The organism is Candidatus Poribacteria bacterium, from assembly GCA_021162805.1.
GTDB lineage: Bacteria > Poribacteria > WGA-4E > B28-G17 > B28-G17 > JAGGXZ01.
In genome coordinates this window covers 1-21,299 of the sequence record JAGGXZ010000025.1, presented here as the reverse complement: position 1 = coordinate 21,299, position 21,299 = coordinate 1, and the positions used below count along the sequence as shown (strand labels likewise).

Below are 21,299 nucleotides of genomic sequence, written 5' to 3'. Positions count from 1 at the left end.
GACGGTTCCCCTGAGGTTGATGAGACAGATAAACGAGATACAGGACACAGAGGCGCTGAAGATGCTGCACAGGCAGGCCCTGAAGTCCTCATCTATCGAGGAGTTCCAGGAGAAAATGAGGCTGATAATAGGCTAAGGAGGGGATAGATCAGATGCCGAAAAGGGTTTCAAGGAGAGAATTTATCAAAAAAGCCGCTATAGGCGGCTTGGCAGCTTATGCTGCACCCGCGCTGATTAAAATAGGCGCCGCGGAGGAAACGTATCCCGACCTCGTCCTGGTCGAGGGTGATGATCCCGCCCAAATCGTCCGAAAGGCCGTCGAGACGATAGGGGGCATGGGGAGGTTCGTTAAAAAGGGAGACGTCGTTGCCGTCAAACCCAACATCGCCTGGAACAGGAGACCGGAACAGGCCGCCACCACCAATCCTGATGTGGTGGCCGAGGTCGTGAGGATGTGCCTGGAAGCCGGGGCGAAGCAGGTTAAGGTCTTCGACATCCCCTGTGAATCGCCCCGGATGACATACCGTCGCAGCAGGATAGAGAAGGCCGCTAAGAAGGCCGGCGCAAAGGTGATCTATCCGGACGAGAGAAAGATCAAAGAGGTGGCGATACCTGAAGGGGAGAACATCAAATCCTGGCCTATGTTCACCGAAGCTCTCGAGGCGGACGTATTGATAAACGTCCCGATAGCCAAGCACCATACCGCCGCGAGATTAACGATGGCGATCAAAAACCTGATGGGTATACTCGGCGGCGAAAGAGGGGCGTTACATCCTAACCTGCATCAGAATCTGGCCGACCTTGCCACCAGGATAAAACCAAATCTTGACATACTCGACGCCTACAGGATATTGATCGCACATGGTCCGACGGGCGGCAGCTTACAGGACGTGAGGTTGACCAAAAAGGTGATAGTGGGCACCGACATCGTGGCCGTCGACTCCCTCGGCTCGACCCTCTTCGGATTGAAAGGGGAGGATATCGGATATATAAGAAATGCTCACAGGATGGGTGTAGGGGAGATCAGTTTGGACAAGCTCAAGATCAGGAAGATCAGGATCTGAAGGGAGGACTTATGCTGGGAAAGATCAGAAGATGGCTCCTCAGAGCCATCACGTTGAGGCGAGCCGTTCAGCTCGGCTTCTTTTTTCTTTTCCTCTGGCTGATAATCAGGACGGTCTACATCTTCGAAGGTGAGGAGCCGATCGTGCCGAGGGATCTCTTTCTGAGATTCGATCCGCTGGCCGGATTTCTCACCTCTATATCCTCCCGATCCGGATCTGTGCTGGCCGAAAGGTTCATCTTCGCCATAGGGCTTACCGTTCTCACCTTTCTATTAGGTCGGTTTTTCTGTAATTGGATCTGCCCCTTAGGCACCACGCTCGATCTCGTGGACAGGATCATGCGTCCAAAGAGCAGAAAACCCAAGGGGGAGGTCCGCATAAAACACTCGCGAGGTTTGAGGAACTTCAAATACTACGTTTTGATCTTCCTCATCGCCGCCGCTCTCTTCAGCACGCAGCTCCTGTGGCTGATGGACCCGATAAGCATCGTGACCAGGAGCTATGGCATCCTGATCTATCCGTATCTGAGCAAGGTTATAGATCTGTTGCTCGGCCCTCTCTACCGCGTTCCTGTTGTAAACAGGATATCCGAGCCGATCTACGGTTTCCTCAGGGATAGATTCCTGCCCGAGGAACAGCCTGTCTTTCAGCTTCAACTCCTCTTCCTCCTGATCTTCGCCGCCATTCTGTTTATGGTCAGGTATCATCCCAGGTTCTGGTGTCGTTATCTCTGTCCTTTAGGCGCTTTTTTCGGTGCCTGCGCCAGGTTCAGCCTGATACGCAGGATCGTCGATCCCGAGAAATGCATCGATTGCGGCAGATGTCAGGAGGAATGCAGGATGGCGGCCATAACCGAAAACCCGAGAGGATATCATCCTCAGGAGTGCACGCTGTGTCTCACCTGCCAGTATGTATGTCCCACTGGCGCGATAAGCTTCAAGCTCGCCTCCCCCTTTAGAAAGGAGGAGAGGGAGTTCGCTCCTGAGGGGTTGGCTACATCCCGCAGGAATTTCATCAAAGCCGCCGCTTTGGGAGCCCTGGCGTTGCCCATAATGAAACTCAAGGTTCAGGAGAAGAGCTTCAATCCGTTTCTGATAAGGCCGCCGGGGGCACTTCCGGAGGAGCAGTTTCTGGACAAATGCATCCGATGTGCCGAATGCATGAAGGCGTGTCCGACGAACGCACTTCAGCCCGCCCTGTTTCAGGGAGGGGTGGAGGCGATCGGAACGCCCATAATCGTGCCGAAAGTCGGATACTGCGAATACGAGTGCAACACCTGCGGCCAGGTCTGCCCGACTGGCGCCATAAGGAAGTTGTCGATGGAGGAGAAGCAGAAGTTCAAGATGGGCACGGCGTATATCAACAAGAACAAGTGCTATGCATGGAACGAACATATAAACTGCCTGGTCTGCGAGGAACACTGCCCGGTGCCCGAAAAGGCGATCAAGTTCTGGGAGACGGAGGTCTTCGAACAGAAGACCAATAGGAGGATCAAGGTGCTTCTCCCATATGTGGTGACCGATCTCTGCATCGGATGCGGCATATGCGAGAACAAATGTCCGATCGCGGAGGAGCCCGGGATAAGGGTCACGGCGAGGGGGGAGGTCAGGCATAAGGAGAGATATACCGGAAACAGAGGAGTCTAGGAGGCGATAGCATGGAGAGGATATATCTCGACCACAACGCCACAACGCCTGTTCATCCTGAGGTTCTGGAGGCGATGCTTCCCTATTACAGGGATAAGTTCGGCAACGCCTCCAGCGTCCACTCATACGGGCGTGAGGCTCGAGAGGCGATAGATGAGGCACGCGAACAGGTGGCGGAGCTGATCGGCGCCGATCCGAGGGAGATAGTCTTCACGAGCGGCGGGACGGAATCCGATAACTTCGCCATCAAAGGTGTGGCTTTTCTCAACAAGGATAAGGGAAACCACATAATCACCTCGGCCATCGAACACCACGCCGTGCTCAACACATGTAAGTATCTGGAGAGGAAGGGATTTGAGGTGACATATCTGAGGGTGGACGAATACGGAGTGGTGGATCTGAACCAGCTCGTCGACTCGATAACCGATAGGACCGTACTGATAACGATCATGCACGCGAACAACGAGATCGGCACGATTCAGCCGCTTGAGGAGATCGGAAGGATCGCCAAGGAGAGGGGAATCCCGCTGCATACGGACGCCGTTCAGACCGTCGGGAAGATCCCCCTCAGTGTGGATGAGCTTCAGGTTGACCTGCTATCGCTCTCGGGCCATAAGATCTACGGTCCGAAGGGCGTGGGCGCTCTCTACGTCCGCAGGGGGATGAGGCTTGAGAAGCTCATCCACGGCGGACATCACGAACGGAACAGGCGGGCCGGAACCGAGAATGTGCTCGGGATAGTGGGACTCGGTAAGGCCGCCCAGCTCGCCCTCAAAAATATGGATCGGGAGAGGGAACACCTCTGGAAGCTCTCCGAAAGGCTCAAAGAGGGGATAATGAAAAGGGTGAAATTCGTCCGTCAGAACGGGCATCCTCAAAACCGAATCCCAAACACGGTGAACCTCTCCTTTGAGTTCGTCGAGGGCGAGAGCATCGTTCTGGGACTGGACATGCATGGGATATGCGTCTCGACCGGATCGGCCTGTACCTCCGGATCGCTCGAGCCGTCCCACGTTTTGATGGCCTTGGGGGTTCCGCCGGAACTCGCTCACGGCTCGGTCAGGTTCTCCCTCGGCTCAGGCAACACCGAGGAGGAGATGGATTACACGATCGAAAAGGTGGCCGAGGTGGTCGAGAGGCTTAGGATGATGTCGCCGCTTTACGCCGATGCCATGAGAAAACGGAGGTGATAGTCATGGATACATCCATGAGCGGTGAGGACGCTGAACTTGTGGAGAGAATACGCCAGATCAAACGCCAGAAAGGCGATGAGCTGGTGATACTTGGACATCACTATCAGCGTAGGGAGATAGTTGAGCTTTCGGATTACCGCGGTGATTCCCTTCAACTTTCCCGAAACGCCGCCGAACGGAAGGATGCCAGATATATCGTGTTCTGCGGCGTCAGATTTATGGCCGAAAGCGCAGCTATCCTGGCCGGCGAAAATCAGGTGGTCCAACATCCCGAACCGACCGCCGGCTGTCCGATGGCCGATATGGCCGATCTGGAGGACGTGGAGAGGGCATGGGCGCAGATAACGGAGATCTGCGGGCAGGACAGGGTTATCCCCGTCACCTACGTCAACTCCTCCGCCGACGTCAAGGCGTTCGTGGGAAGACACGGAGGGGCTACCTGCACGTCGTCGAACGCCCTGAAGCTGTTCGAATGGGCCTTCTCCCAAAAGGAGAAGCTCTTCTTCCTGCCCGATCAACATCTCGGCACGAACACCGCTAACGTGATGGGGATACCCAGGGATGAGAGGATCGTCTGGGATTTCACCCAGCCTGAGCTGGGTGGTAACAGCGAGGAGGAGATCAGAAGGGCGAAGTTGATCCTCTGGAGCGGCCACTGCCACGTGCATATCTGGTTCACGGTCGATCACATCCTGAGGGCCAGACGGAGATATCCCGATGGCAAGATCGTGGTTCATCCTGAATGCGTGGAGGATGTGGTCAATCTCGCAGATTATAACGGCTCCACGGCCTTCATCGTCCGGTTCGTCGAGGAGGCTCCCGCCGGCTCAACCACGGTCATAGGCACCGAGATAAACCTTGTCAGCCGGTTGGCCTATGAGAATCCGGACAAAACCGTCGTCGAACTTTCCAGATCGCTTTGTCCGAACATGTACAAAATCAACCTACGCGACCTCCTTTACACGTTGGAACACCTGGGCGAGGTGAACGTGGTGAAGATATCGGATGAGGTCAAGCATTACGCCGGCCTTGCGATCAACAGGATGCTCGAAGCCACGGCCAAATAACGGTAAATGGCTGAGTATAATCTGAGATGTCATGGGATAAAGGAAGGGCTGAAAATGAACGAATTTCTCATCCGGAATGGGGAGAGGGTGGTGTTCATCGGCGATAGTATAACTGACGCCGGCAGGGATGGGGATCCGAACGGTCTGGGATATGGCTACGTCTCGATCATCGCCACCCTCACCACCGTCGCCTATCCCGGCAGAAAGATCCAGTTCATCAACAAGGGGGTCAGCGGCAACCGGATCGTCGAACTGAGGGAGAGATGGCAGGAGGATGTGATAGATCTGAAGCCCGATTGGGTATCCATATCTATCGGCATAAACGACGTGTGGAGGAGATTCGACGGACGGCCTCATATGGCGGTACCCCTCAACGACTTTATCGCCATCTATCGCACACTGATCGAGGAAACCCTCAGGTTCACGCGGGCGAACCTGATCCTGATGGAGACGTCGGTCATCGGTGAGGAGCTGGGGAATTGTCCCAACAGGGTTTTATCGTCCTATAACGAGGCCATCAGGGGATTCGCCAGAAACTATGATGCGATACTGGTTCCCGTAAACAGGGCTTTTAGGAGGGCGATCCTCTCCAGACCCGGGTTCAGATGGACGGAGGATGGCGTTCACCCCAATCCTTATGGTCACGCGCTGATCGCCCTCACATGGCTTAAAAGCTTAGGGTTTGAGGTGTGATGAGGTTCATAACCGAGGAGCGAAATCCCAGGTCTAAGGGGATCGACCTTCGCAGCGTGCCGGAGATAATCGATATCTTCCTCCAGGAGGAGGAGACCATGCTGGAGGCCGTGAGGAAGCAGCGAGAGGAGATCGCCCGGGCGGTGGAGATGGTGATCGATACCTTCAAGGGGGGCGGCAAGCTCTTCTACGTCGGGGCGGGCACGAGCGGCAGGCTGGGCGTGTTGGACGCCTCCGAATGTCCGCCCACCTTCGGCACAGACCCCTCCATGGTTCAGGGGATAATCGCCGGCGGATATCAGGCGCTTCACAGGGCGGTCGAGGGGGCGGAGGATCATCCCGAGGACGGTGCCGCGGCCATCAGAAACCACTGCGTCACCTCCAGGGATGTGGTCATCGGCATAGCTACCGGCGCCAGAACGCCTTTCGTCCTAGGCGCCCTCAAGGAGGCACATCGGATAGGCGCAAAGACCATCTTCCTATGCTGCACCCCTCCGCTTGAGGAGACCAGGGAATACGTCGATCACTTCATCACGCCGATCGTCGGACCGGAGATCATCACCGGATCCACCAGGCTGAAGGCCGGAACTGCCACAAAGCTCATCCTCAACATGATCACCACCATCTCCATGATCAGGCTCGGCAAAGTATATGACAACCTGATGGTGGACGTTCAGGCATGGAATCTGAAACTGGTCGATAGAGCCAAGAGGATAATAGGGGAGCTTACGGGCGTGGATTATGAAACCGCCGGACGGTTTCTCTCCATGGCAGGCGGCAGCGCTAAGACGGCGATCGTCATGATCAGAAGAAAGGTTGACAGGGAAACGGCAGAGAGATTGCTCGAGGAGGCAGAGGGAAATCTGAGGAAGATCATTCGATGAGGCATAGGGGTGCAAGGCCTTGTGCCCCTGCAGTTTATCGGAGATCTTGACCTGATAATCACCCTTTGCTATACTTCAAGTTGATATCCACTCGGGAGGGAAATATGTCGGAAATCAAGGCTGAGGTTCTCAAAATAGCTCAGGCGGCCAGAAAAGCCGCCGCTAAACTGGCTAATGTCTCCTCCGATGTTAAGAACACCGCCCTTCTGATAATGTCAAACAATCTGCTTGAAAAGGCGGAGGAGCTGAAGGAGGCCAATAGGAAGGACGTGGAGACGGCGAGGGAAAAGGGGTTATCTCAGGCGTTTATCGACAGGCTGACGCTGACCGATAAGCGAATAGCCGAGATGGCGGATGGACTGAGGCAGATAGCCGCCCTGCCTGATCCCGTCGGGGAGATCACCAGGATGTGGCGACGGCCAAACGGGTTGTTGATAGGAAGGATGCGAGTGCCGATAGGGGTTGTGGGGGTCATATATGAGTCGAGGCCGAACGTCACCGCGGATGCCGCTGGGCTGTGCGTCAAATCCGGAAACGCCGTCATACTCCGCGGGGGATCAGAGGCGATTAACTCCAATCTGGCCATCGCCGGAATACTCGAGGATGCAGCCGCAACGGCCGGATTACCTGATAATTGCATTCAGATGATCAAGACCACCGACAGAGAAGCTGTTATGACGATGCTGAAGCTGGATGAATACATAGATCTGATCATACCTCGCGGAGGGAAAGGGCTTATAAGAACGGTGGTGGAGAACTCCTCCGTTCCCGTTGTCAGGCATGAGGAGGGGATCTGTCACGTGTATGTGGATGAATCCGCCGATCTGGAAATGGCCGTAAATATCTGCTTCAACGCCAAGGTTCAGCGCCCCGGAACCTGTAACGCCATGGAAACTATGCTGGTGCACTCTAAGATAGCACCTGAGTTTCTGCCCAGGATGTGCAGGAAATTCCTCGACGCGGGCGTAGAGCTCAGAGGGTGTGAGAGAACACGTCAGATCTGCTCGGACCTGGAGATCACCCAAGCGGCCGAGGTGGATTGGTACACGGAATATCTGGATCTGATCCTCTCCATCAGGGTTGTCGATAGCCTCGATGAGGCGATAGATCATATCATGACCTACGGCTCGCATCACTCCGACGCCATCGTCACACGGAACTATCAAAACGCCCAGAGGTTCATAAACGAGGTGGATTCGGCGGCCGTCTACGTGAACGCCTCAACAAGGTTTACGGACGGATATCAGTTCGGACTGGGCGCCGAGATGGGCATAAGCACACAGAAGCTCCATTGTCGTGGCCCGATGGGATTGGAGGATCTGACCACGCAGAAATACATCATCTACGGCAACGGACAGGTTCGAGAATGAAGATAGCGATAATGGGGGGAACGTTCAACCCGATACATATAGGACATCTGATAAGTGCGGAGGAGGTTCACGACCATTTCGGATTCGACATCGTGATATTCGTCCCGGCCTCCGTTCCCCCTCATAAAAGCGGACCGGAGATAATAGATCCGATCCATAGATACAACATGACCGCCCTCGCCATAGAGGGCAACCCGCATTTTCAGATCTCCAAGGTGGAACTTGACCGGGAGGGCCCCTCATACAGCGTGGATACGGTAAGGGAGTTCAAGAGGCGATACGGCGAGAGGACGGAGATCGCCTGGATAATAGGTTCAGATCTGCTGCCTACCCTTACGACGTGGAAGGATTATGAGCTATTTCTGAGAATCTGTAAGCTTATAGTCACGACCAGGCCGGGATATAAGCCGAAGGACGTGCCGAAATCGATCCTCGATCGCGTCATCTTCTTCCAGATCACCGCCGTTGACATCTCATCCTCCGAGATAAGGAGGAGAGTCAGGGAGGGACGTTCCATCAAGTATCTGGTGCCTAAAAAAGTTGAGGATTACATCTATCAGCATTCCCTCTACGGTGAGAGGGAGATGTGAAGGGGTGAGATCCGATGAAGGTCGTAAGGCTTAAGTGCCCGGTGTGCGGCAGGGAGTTTGAGGCGAGGTTCTCCGGCCCCCATGATCTTCCACCCGGATTCCCGTTCTGTAGCCCCCGATGTAAGCTTATAGATCTGGGAAGATGGCTCAGCGAGGAGTATAAGATCAGCGTTCCGCTTCCAGGGGCGGAGTCACTGAGCGAGGGGGAGAAAAAGTTATTGGTCAAAGCGTTCACAGCGGAGGACGATCCAGATGGATTTTTCGAGGGAGAAGATCATCGAGAAGCTGAAGGAGATGCTTGATGAAGAAAGGTTCACTCATTCGCTCGCCGTCGCCGAGCTGGCCGCCAAGCTCGCCGAAAGACATGGTTACGACCCGGCCAAAGCCGAGCTTGCCGGCCTCGTTCACGATTGCGCCAAATGCATGTCCCCAGCGCTGCTTATCAAGAAGATATACGAGTACGGGGTGGAGCTGGATGAGATAGAGAAGAGATATCCGGCGCTGTGGCATCCCATCGTCAGCGCATATGTGGCCAGGGACAAGTTCGGCGTGGAGGATGAGGAGATCCTGAGGGCGATCAGACTGCACACCACCGGCGACGGGGAGATGAGCCTGCTGGATAAGATCATCTACATCGCTGATTACGCCGACCCGACAAGAGGATACCCGGAAAGCGATAAGGTGAGGAGGCTGGCCTTTAGAGATCTGGACGAGGCGTTGCTGGAGACGTCTAAACAGAAGATAATCTATGTGCTCGGCAAGGGCAGGGTGATGATTCATCCCAGGACGGTCGCCGCCCATAACAGCGCCGTGGAGGCGGTGACGTCTCAGATTCGAGGAGGTTGATCGCTTGCCTGAAAATCAGGACTCATACGCCTTGGCGGAGCTGGCCGCTAAGGCCGCTCTTGATAAACTCGCATATGACGTCATAATCGTCGATCTGAGGGATCACAATACCTTCACCGATTTCTTCGTCATATGCTCCGCCAACTCCGAGATACATCTGGAGAGTATATGCCGTGGGATCGAAGATGAGCTTGAGAGACACGATATGAGACCCTATCACCGTGAGGGGCCGCCGAAGACGAGCTGGGTCGTTCTGGATTACATCGACGTGGTCGTTCATGTCTTCCTGGAGGAGGCGAGGGAGTTCTATCAGCTCGAGAGGCTCTGGGCTGATTCGCCCATGATAGAGCTCGGCGGCGAGCCCCCTGAGGAGAGGGAACCGGAGGAGATACCTCTGGAGTTTGATATCGAAGAACTTATTGGGGAATTTGAGGAGGAATAAAAGGTGACTGGGAAGGTCAGAGAGAGGATCGCTCGAGCGATAGAACAGGCGATAGATAAGGCTATATCCCAGGGCGTTATTCCGGAAGTCCAGATCCCCAAGGTGAAGCTGGAAAGGCCGCGTGATGAAAGATTCGGCGATCTGGCCTGTACGGTCGCCCTGGAACTCGCCAGTCGAATTAAAACCCAGCCCAGAAAAGTGGCGGAGGAAATCGTCTCGCGGATGGATTCCGCGGACGGACTGATAGAGTCAGTCGAGATAGCCGGACCTGGATTCATAAACATAAAGCTTTCAAAGGGCTGGCTCGAGAACCTCCTGCGCCAGATAACCTCACAAAAGGAGGATTTCGGCAGATGCGACCTGGGTAAAGGGAAAAAGGTCCAGGTCGAGTTCGTCAGTACCAACCCCACCGGCCCGCTTAACGTCGTAAACGGAAGGGCTGCTTCAGTGGGTGATTCCCTGGTCAACATCCTTCAGGCTGTTGGGTATGATGTCACAAGGGAGTTCTACATAAACGATGCAGGTGGCCAGGCCTATAGGCTCGCAAAATCGATCGAGGCCCGATATCAACAGCTCATAGGTAACGACGTCCCCTTTCCTGAGGACGGATACAAGGGGGAATACGTCACGGAGCTTGCCAAATCACTGATCCAGGAACGTGGCGATGATCTAGCTCGAATGGACGAGAGGGAGCGGCTGGAGCTGTTCAGGGAGATCGGATGCGCCAGGATGGTCGAGTGGCAAAAACGGGACCTCGAGCGGTTCAGGGTCTTCTTCGACGTCTGGACCAGCGAGAAGGCGATAAGGGATTCCGGGAAACCCGAGATGATACTGGAGAGGCTGCGGGAAAAGGGTTATCTTTATGAGAGGGACGGCGCTGTCTGGTTCCGATCGACCGATTTCGGCGACGATAAGGACAGGGTCCTCATAAAGAGCGACGGCGAATACACCTATGTTGTGCCGGATATCGCCTATCACTACGACAAATTCGAGCGGGGCTTCGATAGGGTTATAGATATCTGGGGACCGGATCACTACGGATACATCGTCAGGCTCAAAGCCGCCATCCAGGCGATGGGGATAGATCCCGAAAGGCTTCAGATCATGATCGTTCAGATGGTCAGGTTGGTCCGCGGCGGCCAGTCCGTCAAGATGTCCAAGCGGAAGGGCGAGTTTATAACCCTGGCGGATCTATTGGATGAGCTCGCCGAGACGGTTGACGAGAGGTTTGCTGTGGACGTTGCCCGATTCTTCTTCGTCATGCGCAGCCATTCGACCCATCTGGATTTCGATATGGATCTGGCGATCAGCCAAGCCAACGACAATCCGGTCTTCTACATCCAATACGCCCACGCTCGTATCTGCAGCATATTCCGCCAGGCGGCCGAGCGCGGCATAGAACGATGGCCCATAGAGCGGGTGGATCTATCGCTCCTGGGCAACGATGAGGAGGTCTCACTGATGAGATCTCTGGCCCAATATCCCGAAGTTATCCTCGGCGCTGCCCAGTCACTTGAACCCCATCGGATACCCTATTACCTTCTGGATCTGGCCACCAGGTTCCACGCCTTCTACGATAGACACCGCGTCCTGGATAGGGAGAATATGCCTTTAACCCAGGCCAGGATGATATTGGCCGATGCAGTTGGCCAGGTGATCCGCAACGGGCTTTCCCTTCTAGGCATAAGGGCGCCGGAGAGGATGTAAGCCCTTCTATCTCGAAGCCCGATTATCGAAAACCCTCAAAGACTTGACAAACTCTCCTTCCGATGTTATAATTAGCCTAGCCTAACATTTTTAGTCCAAGCGACAGGTGAGACGGATGGAAGCCTTAACTCCCAGTCTTGAGGATTATCTTGAGGCGATCTGGGTCACGGGGCTTAAAGAAAAGGTCGTAAGGGTGAAGGATCTCGCTGAGAAATTGAGGATCAAGCCCCCTTCGGTGGTCGGCGCCCTTAAGACCTTGCAGGAGAAGGGGCTCGTGGTGCATGAGCGATATGGGTATGTCGAGTTGACCGAGAGGGGAGCCTCCGTCGCAAGGGAGATCTACAGAAGGCACAAAACCCTCTACCGGTTCTTCAACGAGGTACTAGGGCTGCCTCCGGAGACGGCGGGGACGGACGCTTGCGCCATAGAGCACCATATCAGCGCCGAAGGACTGGAGAGGATGCTGGCTTTCATTGAGTTCATCGAGGAGTGCCCGGAAGGAGAGCCTCTGTGGCTCACGAGCTTTCACTATTTCATCGAGACGGGCCAAAGACCCGAACATTGCCCGAGAGGTGGAAGCATGAGTGGGATAACGCTTAGGGAGCTTAAGCCGGGTGAGAAGGGAGAAATCCTGAAGCTAAGGGGCGAAGGCCCGGTCAAAAGAAGGCTATTGGACATGGGGATCGTCCTCGGCGAAACGGTCGAGGTGATCAGAGTCGCACCCTTGGGAGACCCGGTGGAGGTCAAGGTGAAAGGGTATCACCTCTCCCTCAGAAAGGAAGAGGCCGAATCGGTGATCGTGGAAAGGAAGTCATGATACCTCTATCTATGGTGGGGCGAGGAAGGGTGAGAGTGGTGAACGTCGCCGGCGGCAGAGGGATATTACACAGATTGATGGAGATCGGCGTTAGGCCCGGCGACGTGGTGGATGTGCTTCAAAACGGCCCCGGTCCGGTTATAATCGCTAAAGGTAACCTGAGGATCGGGATAGGATTCGGCATGGCACATAAAATCCTCGTTGTTCCCGAAAGATGAAGGAGGAGATGGGATGAATTCCATTACCATCGCCCTGGCGGGCAACCCAAACTCCGGCAAGACCACCGTTTTCAACGCGCTGACCGGATCGCACCAACGCACGGGAAACTGGCCCGGCGTGACGGTGGAACGGAAAGAGGGGGAATATCAGCACGGCGATACAAAGGTAAATGTGGTAGACCTGCCCGGAACATATGGCCTGAGCGCCTACTCGATAGACGAGAAGATCGCCAGGGATTACCTCGTGACCGAAAACCCGGACGTGGTGGTGACGATCGTCGACGCCTCCAACCTGGAGCGCAATCTCTATCTGGTGATCCAGCTGTTGGAGTTGGGACAGAACGTGGTGGTGTGTCTGAACATGATGGATCTGGCACGGAAAAGCGGGATGGAGATCGATCATGAAAGACTATCAGAACTTCTCGGTGTACCCGTGGTTCCGACGGTAGCACATAAAGGAGAGGGAATAGAGGAGCTCAGAAGAGCCGTGCTGGAGGCTGCTGAAAGGAGAGACCTGGATCAGTCCTCCAGGACGGTCAATTACGGCGAAGAGCTGGAAAGAATCATAGGGGAGATCGGAGAGATCATATCGCAGATCAAAACCCCGTATCCCCCACGCTTCGCCGCCACCAAGCTGCTTGAGGGTGATCCCGATATGGAGGAGCTGATACCAGGCGAGATGAAGGCGAGGGTGGACGAAATACTGAAGGATGTGGAGGAGAAGATCGGGGAAGATGTGGAGACGTATCTCGCTGAGAGACGATATGGATTTATCCACGGGCTCGCCAGGGAGTGTGTCAGACGAAGGCCGAGCCTGGGAGGAAAGATCTCCTTCTCCGACAGGGTGGATAAGGTCGTGACCAACAGGTTCCTGGGAATACCGATCTTCCTCTTCTTCATGTGGCTCTCCTTTCAACTGGTCTTCAAGCTCGGCAACCCGATAGCGGATCTGATAGATGCCGGATTTGGACGGCTCAGCGGTTGGAGCAGCTCCGCCTTGGAGGCTATCGGGGCGCCGGGATGGCTCGGATCATTCATCGGCGACGGTCTGATAGCGGGCGTCGGCTCCGTTCTGGTCTTCCTGCCCAACATCATGCTCCTATTTTTGATCTTCGGCTTCCTGGAGGATTCGGGATACATGGCGAGGGCGGCATTCGTGATGGACAGGGTGATGCATGCGCTGGGGCTGCACGGCAAATCCTTCATACCGATGCTTCTGGGCTTCGGCTGTAACGTGCCCGCCATCATGGGAACCAGGATACTCGAGTCGAGGAAGGACAGGATATTGACCATACTGGTTAACCCGTTGATGAGCTGTTCGGCGAGGCTGCCCATCTATATGCTATTCGCAGGCGTGTTCTTCGCGAGACATCAGGGATTGGTGGTTTTCTCGCTCTATCTTCTGGGGATCGTCCTCGCCGTTCTGGTCGCCCGCATCTTCAAATCCCTTTTCTTCAAGGAGGAGGTCGCCCCCTTCATCATGGAGCTCCCGCCCTACAGGATGCCGACACCGAAGAACGTGATATTTCTGATGTGGACGCGGTCGAGCATGTTCCTGAGAAAGGCGGGGACGGTGATCCTGGCAGGGGTGATTCTGATATGGCTGCTGGCCTCCCTGCCGCCTGGTGTGGAGTACGGAAGCTCACAGAGCTTGATAGGAAGGCTCGGACACATCCTCGCCCCGCTTCTGGCTCCGGCCGGATTTGGGTTCTGGCAGGCTGCTGTTGCCCTTACCTTCGGGATAATGGCCAAGGAGGTCGTCGTGGGAACGCTCGGCACCCTCTACGGCGGGGAGGAGCATCTGAGGACGGCACTGGCACATAGCTTCAACCCGCTTTCGGCCTATGCCTTTATGGTGATGAGCCTGATCTATATACCGTGCATCGCCACCATAGCCGTGATCAAGCGTGAGGCCGGATGGAGGTGGGCGGGGCTCGCTGTAGGTTACTCGCTCGCTCTGGGGTGGCTCGTCGCCGTGATTATCTATCAGGTGGGAAGAATATTCTAGTCTATCTTTGCGGCCGGCTTCGGCCAGCCGCAAATTTTTTTGAACCTGCAAGTTAGGCAAGACTAACTAAGTTGGATTAGGCAAATTGGGGATAACCCAAAATCAAACGGAGAGGAGGCAGCTTCTGATGTTAAAGGGTGTTTTCAAACCGGCCTTAGCGTTTCCACTCTTCCTCGTCCTTTTGTGTGGATGCGCTGAGGAGAAGGAGGAAGTCGAGGCCTTACCGGTCTTCCAGCACATGATAGACGCCTCAAGCAAGGAGGCGTGGGCGTATTTCAGCCTCTCATCAGGAAGCCCCGTCACGATTTCCAACCCCACTACATCAACAGAGTGGGATATCGGTTTCCAGAGGTTCAAGATCAGGGTGAACTGTGGAACGAGCGGACCGGGGAAAGGAGGAGTTGTGAACATGGGAGCGGTGGATTTCGACTCCGTCACGACCGCACCGACGGAGGGTTACGTGGTGGATGAGATGCTGAAGTGGGAACATCCCGGTATGCCGCCCATCGAATACAGCGGCAACCCTGCCATGAAGGATTGGTATGAGATGAAGGGAGGGATGCCTCCCCTCCTCGTCTCGAAAAAGGAGGTGTTCGTGATAAGAACGGCAGACGGTAAATACGCGAAGATGCAGATTTTAGACTACTACGATAAGGAAGGGCGCAGTGGGTTTATCACCTTCAAATATGCCTATCAGCCCGATGGGACGACTAACCTGAAGACTAAATAACCCAAGGAGATGTGAAGATGTTTAAAAGGAGGGTTTTGATCCTAATAGCCGCTCTCCTGATCTTCCCGACGGTAGGGTTCGGTCATACCATGTGGCTGAACCTTTCCGACTATTACCCTGTGGTGGGAGGAGGAAGCGTCGCCTACTTCGGATGGGGACATCGCTTCCCCGTTGATGACCTATTTGACTCGGAGAGATATTTGAAGAGCTTCTATCTGATCAGCCCTTCCGGTCAGACCAAGGAGCTCAAACCCAACCCGGGCGGTTTCGGTGCTACGGAGCTTCGGTTTCCGATGGAAGGCACGTATATACTCGCGGCCGAGATGAAGCCCGGTTTCTACACGATGTATCTGGAGGAGGGTAAAATACATCACAAAGCGGCTCCCAAAACAGGTTTGAAGAACGTCATCCTCAGCTCATATTACGAACAGTATGCCAAGGCGATAATAAGCGTCGGCAAGGGACCGGACTCCCTCTCCAGACCATTAGGGCATAAACTTGAGATAATCCCCCTTGAAAACCCCGCAAATCTCAAAGGGTGTGGCGGACATTTCATGACCGTTCAGGTTCTGTTCGACGGGAAACCGCTGAAATACTGCCGTGTGCTGGCCACTTACAACGGATTTTCCACAGGCGATGATTTCGCTTACGCCACGACCGCCGACGGAAGGGGAAAGGCGAGGATAAGGCTCATCCACTGGGGGCAGTGGATGATCAAGGTGAACCACAAGGTGCCCCCGACGGAGGAGCTGAGGGATAAATGTGATTCTCTTTCCTATACGGCCACTTTGACGTTTGAAGTGAGGTAGGGGCGCATGGCGTTGCGCCCCCAAATTAACCTTGAGGAGGATAACGATGAGCAGGGTCGTCTCAATATGGTTCGTCATCACACTCTTCTTCGTTCATCCACTCGCCCTGGCGGATGAACAGACGGATGAGGTTAAAATGGAAGAGATAATCGTCACCGCCACTAAAACGAGCCATCCTCTTGAGGATACACCTGTCCCGGCGGTAGTGGTTGACGGAAAGGAGATGAAGAGACGTAACGCCTTAAATGCCGGGGAAGCGCTGAGATACCTCCCGGGCATCCACCTCGACACGTACCTCGCCCCTATGACAAGGGACGCCCTCAGGATTCAGGGGTTGCCTTCAAGATACACGCTGATTCTCCTCGATGGGGAGAGGATAACAGGGCGCCACCCTTTAACCCTGATCCCGGCAGATGCTATCGAGAGAGTAGAGGTGGTAAAAGGGCCTTCTTCCGTTCTCTACGGTAGCGATGCCGTGGGCGGGGTATGCAACATAATCACCAGATCCCCATCTCGTAAACCCTCCTTGAACGGAACTTTCTCCTACGGAAGTTACGGTTCAAAGACGTTCTTCTTAACTCATGGCTGCAGCTTTGGAAGAATTGGATATCTGATCTCAGCGGCGGCGAACAGGCTGAAGGGAAAGGAGGAAATAAGTTGGTGTAACGCTGAGAATATCCTTATGAAGCTTAAATGGGAAAAGGATAAACAGGGCATCTGGACTCTGAGGGGAGGATTCCGCAGGGAGAAGCTCGCCTTCTGGAAGGAGAGGAAATTCGATTTAGGGTTAAAGGGAGATCTCGATCTGCCGAGCCTTCCCAAGCTCACGTTGAAATACCACAGCATCTTCTACCATGATGAGGTCCGCGTCGGAGGGGCGCCGAAGCCGACTCTTACAGATGAGATGGAAAACCGATTTGAGATGCAAATGACGCGAAACCTAACCAAGAACCATCTTCTCACATCGGGGATGGAGATGCTTCATGATAAAATTGAGGGTGGGGATCTGCCCGCTGAAAAGAGGCATTTCATGATAAGCTCATATCTGCAAGATGAGATAAGCCTTGGAGCCCTTTCCCTGCTCCTCGCCGGAAGGTTAGACTATCACTCGGTATGGGGGAGCCATTTTAATCCTAAGGTGGCTTTCCTATACAAGCCTACCGATTGGCTTCTCCTTCGAACATCCATCGGTAAAGCGTTTAAGTCACCGACGTTCAAGCAGCTCTACCGTAAAACACGCCATGGGCGTGGCGGACGAGGAGGACGTGGGTTTTGGATAAAAGGGAACCCGGATCTCCTGCCCGAATCGTCAAACGGTTATAACGTCGAGCTGGAGGCGAGGGGCGGAAGCTTATACGGAAAGGCATCCCTGTTCAGGAATGATCTCAGGAATATGATCCAGGGGTTCTGGCTCAAGCGAGGTGAGATCTACTCATATCGGAACATCGGGAAAGCGCTCACGCAGGGAGCTGAGATGGAGATAGAGTGGAAACCCCTCCGTTATCTCTTCGGAGCGGTGAGGTATACCTATCTGAGGACGAAGGACAGGGAAACCGGTAAAGAGTTCACTTACAGCCCGCATCACAGGGCGAATGTTGAGATAAGCTGCTCCATCGAGAGGTTGGGTCTTAGCGTCACACTGGTGGAGGAGTATGTCGGAGCCAGGTTTGGGTATAGGGAGAAAAAACTCCCCTCATATTTGCTGACACATCTAATGGTTAACCAGAGCATATTGAAAAAAGGCTCTCTATTTTTCACGATAAACAATCTATTTGGGACGAAATATGAGGAGATGTTCTCCAGTGAGGAAGGTATAAAGTTCAAAACCGGGTTAACCTTTAAATTCTAAGCATGAAGGGGGATGCATGCTATGAATAGGTTCGCAAGCTCGTTCTTGATCTCCGTTGCAGCCCATCTCATTTTGCTATCTGCGATATATCTCTTGATCCCCGAGCGGGCGGGAGAGGAGATCAATCCCACCGTATCGGTCGATCTATTGAAAGTTAACCCCAAACGCATACCCAGAAAAATCCTGGGGAGAAGAGAGGTCCATCCCCAGCCGGAGATAAAATTTTCCCCTAATCGCATCCGCTTTAAACCTGAGGTGAAACCGATGGTAAGTTATGCCGAATCCGCATGGTGGATAAGCGATATGGATACCGACTATCAATTCGTGGATGTTGACGTTCCCTCTAATCTGCCACCGGGTAAAGCAAGGGAAATAAAGCTTACCGAGAGATCCTCGATCAGGTATCCGGTGTTTCAATCGGTAAAACTCCCGGATGCTCCTGCTGAGAAACCCCCGGGGCTCCCATCCTTTCTCAAAGATACTTCTCCCCTTGATCAGGAGATCTCCGTTCGGTTGCCGGTTAAATCGCCGACCGAGTTCCTCGAGAAGGTGCGTGAAAGGATAGAGAGGAACAAGTTCTATCCGTTACAGGCGCGTAGGATGGGATATGAGGGCACGGTGATAATCTCATTTAAGGTGCTCGAAGACGGAAGGGTCGGGGATATAAAGGTGTTGAAATCATCGGGATACGATATACTCGATAAAGCCGGAATTGAAGCCATAAGGAGGTCATCGCCTTTTCCTAAGCTCAGCCTATACACCTTTAAGAGAGAGCTATGGATAAAGGTGCCTATAACCTTTAAGTTAAGCGAAGTCAGGAAGGAGGAGTGATGGAAATGAAAAGGATAGAGAGAGCAGCTATGGTATTGGGGGCTTTTCTGCTTCCTTTTATCGTAGCCGCAGCAGACCTGGGTGAAATTCAGGGTAAGGTAATAGACGAGAAGACAGGAGATCCACTTCCTTTGGTGAATATCATTGTGAAGGGAACTCCTTTTGAAGCCGCAACAAGTACAAATGGGGAATATCTTATCTCCGGTGTGCCTGCTGGAACTTACAAGGTTATGGCATCAATGGCAGGTTATAAGCCTGTAGTGAAGAAGGTGGAGGTGTCTCCTGGGCGAACTGTAAAGGTGGATTTTAAGCTAAAACAGACTTTGCTTGAGATAGGGGGAGTAGTGGTTACCGCGACAAGAACTCCCACATATATGAAGGATGTTCCTATTCGCACAGAGGTTCTCACAAGCAAGGCTATTGAGGAAAAGGGAGCAGTAGAGCTTTATGAGGCTTTAGATGGGTTACCAGGCATAAGGGTGGAGCAGCAGTGTCAATATTGTAACTTCACTATGGTAAGACTCCTAGGTTTAGGACCAGACCATACCCAGGTTCTAATTGATGGTCAGCCTATCTATTCCGGCTTGGCCAGTGTCTATGGATTACAACAAATAGCAACAGCGAACATAGATAGGATAGAAGTTGTAAAGGGTGCGGGTTCTGCACTCTACGGCCCTGGTGCTATCGCAGGAGCAATTAACATCATCACCAAAAAACCTTCAAAGCCGGAAGCAAAGATAGAGATTGAGCTCGGAGGTTATAACACAAATAGATATAGTTTCACTGCATCCATGAGGAAAGATAACATGGGTGTTATACTTTTCGCTCAAAAACACGGAGGCGATGCAATTGACCAAACAGGCGATGGGGATAATCTTGATGATGTGAAAAAACCTGACGGTGTTTCAGACAGGGTTAAGACGGATGCTACAAATGCAGGCTTCAGTATTGTTGCGGATAATATCTCCGGCGATGACCAGATTACAGTTGCAGGAAAGGCTTTGAATGAGTGGAGACAGGGAGGCGTTTTGGTTGGCGATACCTATGAGAACCCCTTCACGGAGACCACAGAGCGCATCATAACAAACAGGTATGAAGTAACAGCTAAGTATAAAAAGCGGTTCCCGCATGGAGGTCAAGCAAATATTTCCTTTGCCTATGCCTTGCATCATCGCAACGCTACAAACGATACCTTTCTCGGCGACTATATGGCTACACACGACGGTACATTACCGCCTTTAGATGAGATGCGTCCATATCTTGCTACGGAGAACCTTTATGCATTGAATCTGAACTACCTCCATCCGCTTTTTGGGAAGCACCGCCTATTAGCAGGAGTTCAATACTCCCATAACAGACTTGAAGAGACAGGCAAATATGTGGTTGTAGATGAGGATGACGAGAATTACGGCGAACCATATACCTCTACATCTGAAAAGCATGCGAATGAGGTTGGTGCATACATTCAGGGTGAGTTCTTCATAAGCGATGCCCTTGAGATAGTGGCGGGAGCGAGGTATGACTTCCACAACTCTGAGGATAACTTCCGTGGTTCTGGCAAGGTTGCTCCTGAGGGAGTACCACCGGTTAAATACGACGAGACCGCCTGGAATCCCCGTTTCGCGATAAGATACAAACCGTTCCCATCCTTCACTTTAAGAGCCAGTATGGGGACAGGCTTCAGGGTGCCTTATGGGTTCTCTGAAGATTTGCACCTCTGCAGCGGTTCACCAAGGGTGTGGAAAGGAGGAGATTTGAAGCCTGAAAAATCTATAGGCTTCAACCTTTCCCTTGACTATGAGATGGCAGACAGGTTTTCCGTAAGCGCTAATCTCTTTCGCACAAACCTTAAAGGCAAGATAGGTTTTGTAGAAGCGGGGGAAATGGCAAAGAGCCTTGGCTATACCTATGAGTGGAAGAATATCGACGATGCCTATGTTCAGGGGATAGAGATCGGCGGGAATCTTCTTCTGATGAAGAATCTTGTTCTTGATGTTAATTTCACCTTTAACGATGGACAGTATAAACACGAAAGAGAAGACTGGATAGGGACCCCTTTCCAGGAGAGGAGCAAATACATCTCTCGTCTTCCCCGATATACAGCAGGCGTTAAATTGAGTTTCACTCCTGAAGACTGGAATTTTGTGCTTGACGGCAACTACCAAGGACCGATGTATATCGACTACTATATGGATGAGGAGGAACCAACCAAAATCAAGGAGACAGAGCCTCACTTGATAATCAATGCTAAAGTATCAAGAAGCTTGTCTGACAGATTTAACCTCTTTATAAGGGCAAAGAACCTTACGAATTATATCCAGCCTGAGAAACATACAGACGACGCCGCTTTTATGTATGCTCCGGTATATGGTCGGATAATCTATGGTGGAGTTGAAATCAAATTCTAACGCTCATATTATCGCTGAGTGTAGTGGGATGCGAAAACAGGTTAAGGTTTAGGTTGAGGTTAAGATGGTCAAGGGTCGAGAGTCAAGAGTCGAGAGACAAAAAAGGACTCTAGACTCTTGTCCCTCG

The 21,299-nt window shown here is 53.1% G+C and carries 20 protein-coding genes; all 20 read left to right on the top strand.

Annotated elements, in window-relative coordinates; translation table 11 throughout:
* Nucleotides 1–152 precede the first annotated feature (152 nt).
* The 20 genes from J7M22_01985 (at nt 153) to J7M22_01890 (ending at nt 21,172) form a co-directional block, all read left to right on the top strand.
* A complete protein-coding gene (locus J7M22_01985) occupies nt 153–1,064 on the top strand; it encodes a DUF362 domain-containing protein (protein MCD6505372.1) in 912 nt (303 codons plus the stop codon).
* 11 nt (nt 1,065–1,075) lie between these two features.
* Entirely contained in the window at nt 1,076–2,710 is a 1,635-nt protein-coding gene (locus J7M22_01980) for a 4Fe-4S binding protein (protein MCD6505371.1), read from the top strand.
* 11 nt (nt 2,711–2,721) lie between these two features.
* A complete protein-coding gene (gene nifS, locus J7M22_01975; protein MCD6505370.1) occupies nt 2,722–3,900 on the top strand; it encodes a cysteine desulfurase NifS in 1,179 nt (392 codons plus the stop codon).
* 5 nt (nt 3,901–3,905) lie between these two features.
* Nucleotides 3,906–4,970 carry a quinolinate synthase NadA gene (nadA, locus tag J7M22_01970; GenBank protein ID MCD6505369.1) on the top strand — a complete coding sequence of 355 codons (1,065 nt, stop codon included), beginning with the start codon at nt 3,906–3,908 and terminating at the stop codon, nt 4,968–4,970.
* Nucleotides 4,971–5,024: 54 nt separating this feature from the next.
* Complete coding sequence (locus J7M22_01965; GenBank protein MCD6505368.1) at nt 5,025–5,663, top strand: SGNH/GDSL hydrolase family protein; 639 nt, start codon at nt 5,025–5,027, stop codon at nt 5,661–5,663.
* Nucleotides 5,663–6,547, top strand: coding sequence for an N-acetylmuramic acid 6-phosphate etherase (murQ, locus tag J7M22_01960; GenBank protein ID MCD6505367.1), 885 nt, complete (start codon nt 5,663–5,665; stop codon nt 6,545–6,547). Before J7M22_01965 ends, murQ begins: the two co-directional genes overlap by 1 nt.
* 104 nt (nt 6,548–6,651) lie before the next feature.
* On the top strand, nt 6,652–7,917 hold the full coding sequence (locus J7M22_01955; protein MCD6505366.1) for a glutamate-5-semialdehyde dehydrogenase: 1,266 nt from the start codon (nt 6,652–6,654) through the stop codon (nt 7,915–7,917).
* Nucleotides 7,914–8,507, top strand: a complete 594-nt coding sequence (nadD, locus tag J7M22_01950) for a nicotinate-nucleotide adenylyltransferase (protein MCD6505365.1) — start codon at nt 7,914–7,916, stop codon at nt 8,505–8,507. The genes J7M22_01955 and nadD overlap by 4 nt, the downstream gene beginning before the upstream one ends.
* A gap of 14 nt (nt 8,508–8,521) precedes the next feature.
* Nucleotides 8,522–8,809, top strand: a complete 288-nt coding sequence (gene yacG / locus J7M22_01945; protein ID MCD6505364.1) for a DNA gyrase inhibitor YacG — start codon at nt 8,522–8,524, stop codon at nt 8,807–8,809.
* Nucleotides 8,760–9,353, top strand: a complete 594-nt coding sequence (gene yqeK / locus J7M22_01940) for a bis(5'-nucleosyl)-tetraphosphatase (symmetrical) YqeK (GenBank protein ID MCD6505363.1) — start codon at nt 8,760–8,762, stop codon at nt 9,351–9,353. Before yacG ends, yqeK begins: the two co-directional genes overlap by 50 nt.
* Nucleotides 9,354–9,384: 31 nt before the next feature.
* The gene (rsfS, locus tag J7M22_01935) at nt 9,385–9,795 is read left to right on the top strand and encodes a ribosome silencing factor (protein MCD6505362.1); all 411 of its coding nucleotides are present in this window, start codon (nt 9,385–9,387) and stop codon (nt 9,793–9,795) included.
* Nucleotides 9,796–9,798: 3 nt separating this feature from the next.
* Nucleotides 9,799–11,502 carry an arginine--tRNA ligase gene (locus J7M22_01930; protein ID MCD6505361.1) on the top strand — a complete coding sequence of 568 codons (1,704 nt, stop codon included), beginning with the start codon at nt 9,799–9,801 and terminating at the stop codon, nt 11,500–11,502.
* A 115-nt stretch (nt 11,503–11,617) separates the two neighbouring features.
* Nucleotides 11,618–12,319 (top strand): metal-dependent transcriptional regulator, encoded by a 702-nt coding sequence (locus J7M22_01925; GenBank protein MCD6505360.1) that lies wholly within the window; start codon nt 11,618–11,620, stop codon nt 12,317–12,319.
* Nucleotides 12,316–12,537: a ferrous iron transport protein A gene (locus J7M22_01920; protein ID MCD6505359.1), complete on the top strand. Its 222-nt coding sequence runs from the start codon at nt 12,316–12,318 to the stop codon at nt 12,535–12,537. Before J7M22_01925 ends, J7M22_01920 begins: the two co-directional genes overlap by 4 nt.
* A 13-nt stretch (nt 12,538–12,550) precedes the next feature.
* Nucleotides 12,551–14,545 carry a ferrous iron transport protein B gene (gene feoB, locus J7M22_01915; GenBank protein ID MCD6505358.1) on the top strand — a complete coding sequence of 665 codons (1,995 nt, stop codon included), beginning with the start codon at nt 12,551–12,553 and terminating at the stop codon, nt 14,543–14,545.
* Between the two features lie 127 nt (nt 14,546–14,672).
* Entirely contained in the window at nt 14,673–15,275 is a 603-nt protein-coding gene (locus J7M22_01910) for an HmuY family protein (GenBank protein ID MCD6505357.1), read from the top strand.
* A 17-nt stretch (nt 15,276–15,292) separates the two neighbouring features.
* Entirely contained in the window at nt 15,293–16,084 is a 792-nt protein-coding gene (locus tag J7M22_01905) for a DUF4198 domain-containing protein (GenBank protein ID MCD6505356.1), read from the top strand.
* Between the two features lie 46 nt (nt 16,085–16,130).
* Nucleotides 16,131–17,933, top strand: coding sequence for a TonB-dependent receptor (locus J7M22_01900; GenBank protein ID MCD6505355.1), 1,803 nt, complete (start codon nt 16,131–16,133; stop codon nt 17,931–17,933).
* Between the two features lie 21 nt (nt 17,934–17,954).
* The gene (locus J7M22_01895; protein MCD6505354.1) at nt 17,955–18,764 is read left to right on the top strand and encodes an energy transducer TonB; all 810 of its coding nucleotides are present in this window, start codon (nt 17,955–17,957) and stop codon (nt 18,762–18,764) included.
* A gap of 29 nt (nt 18,765–18,793) precedes the next feature.
* The gene (locus tag J7M22_01890) at nt 18,794–21,172 is read left to right on the top strand and encodes a TonB-dependent receptor (GenBank protein MCD6505353.1); all 2,379 of its coding nucleotides are present in this window, start codon (nt 18,794–18,796) and stop codon (nt 21,170–21,172) included.
* Nucleotides 21,173–21,299: the final 127 nt, after the last annotated feature.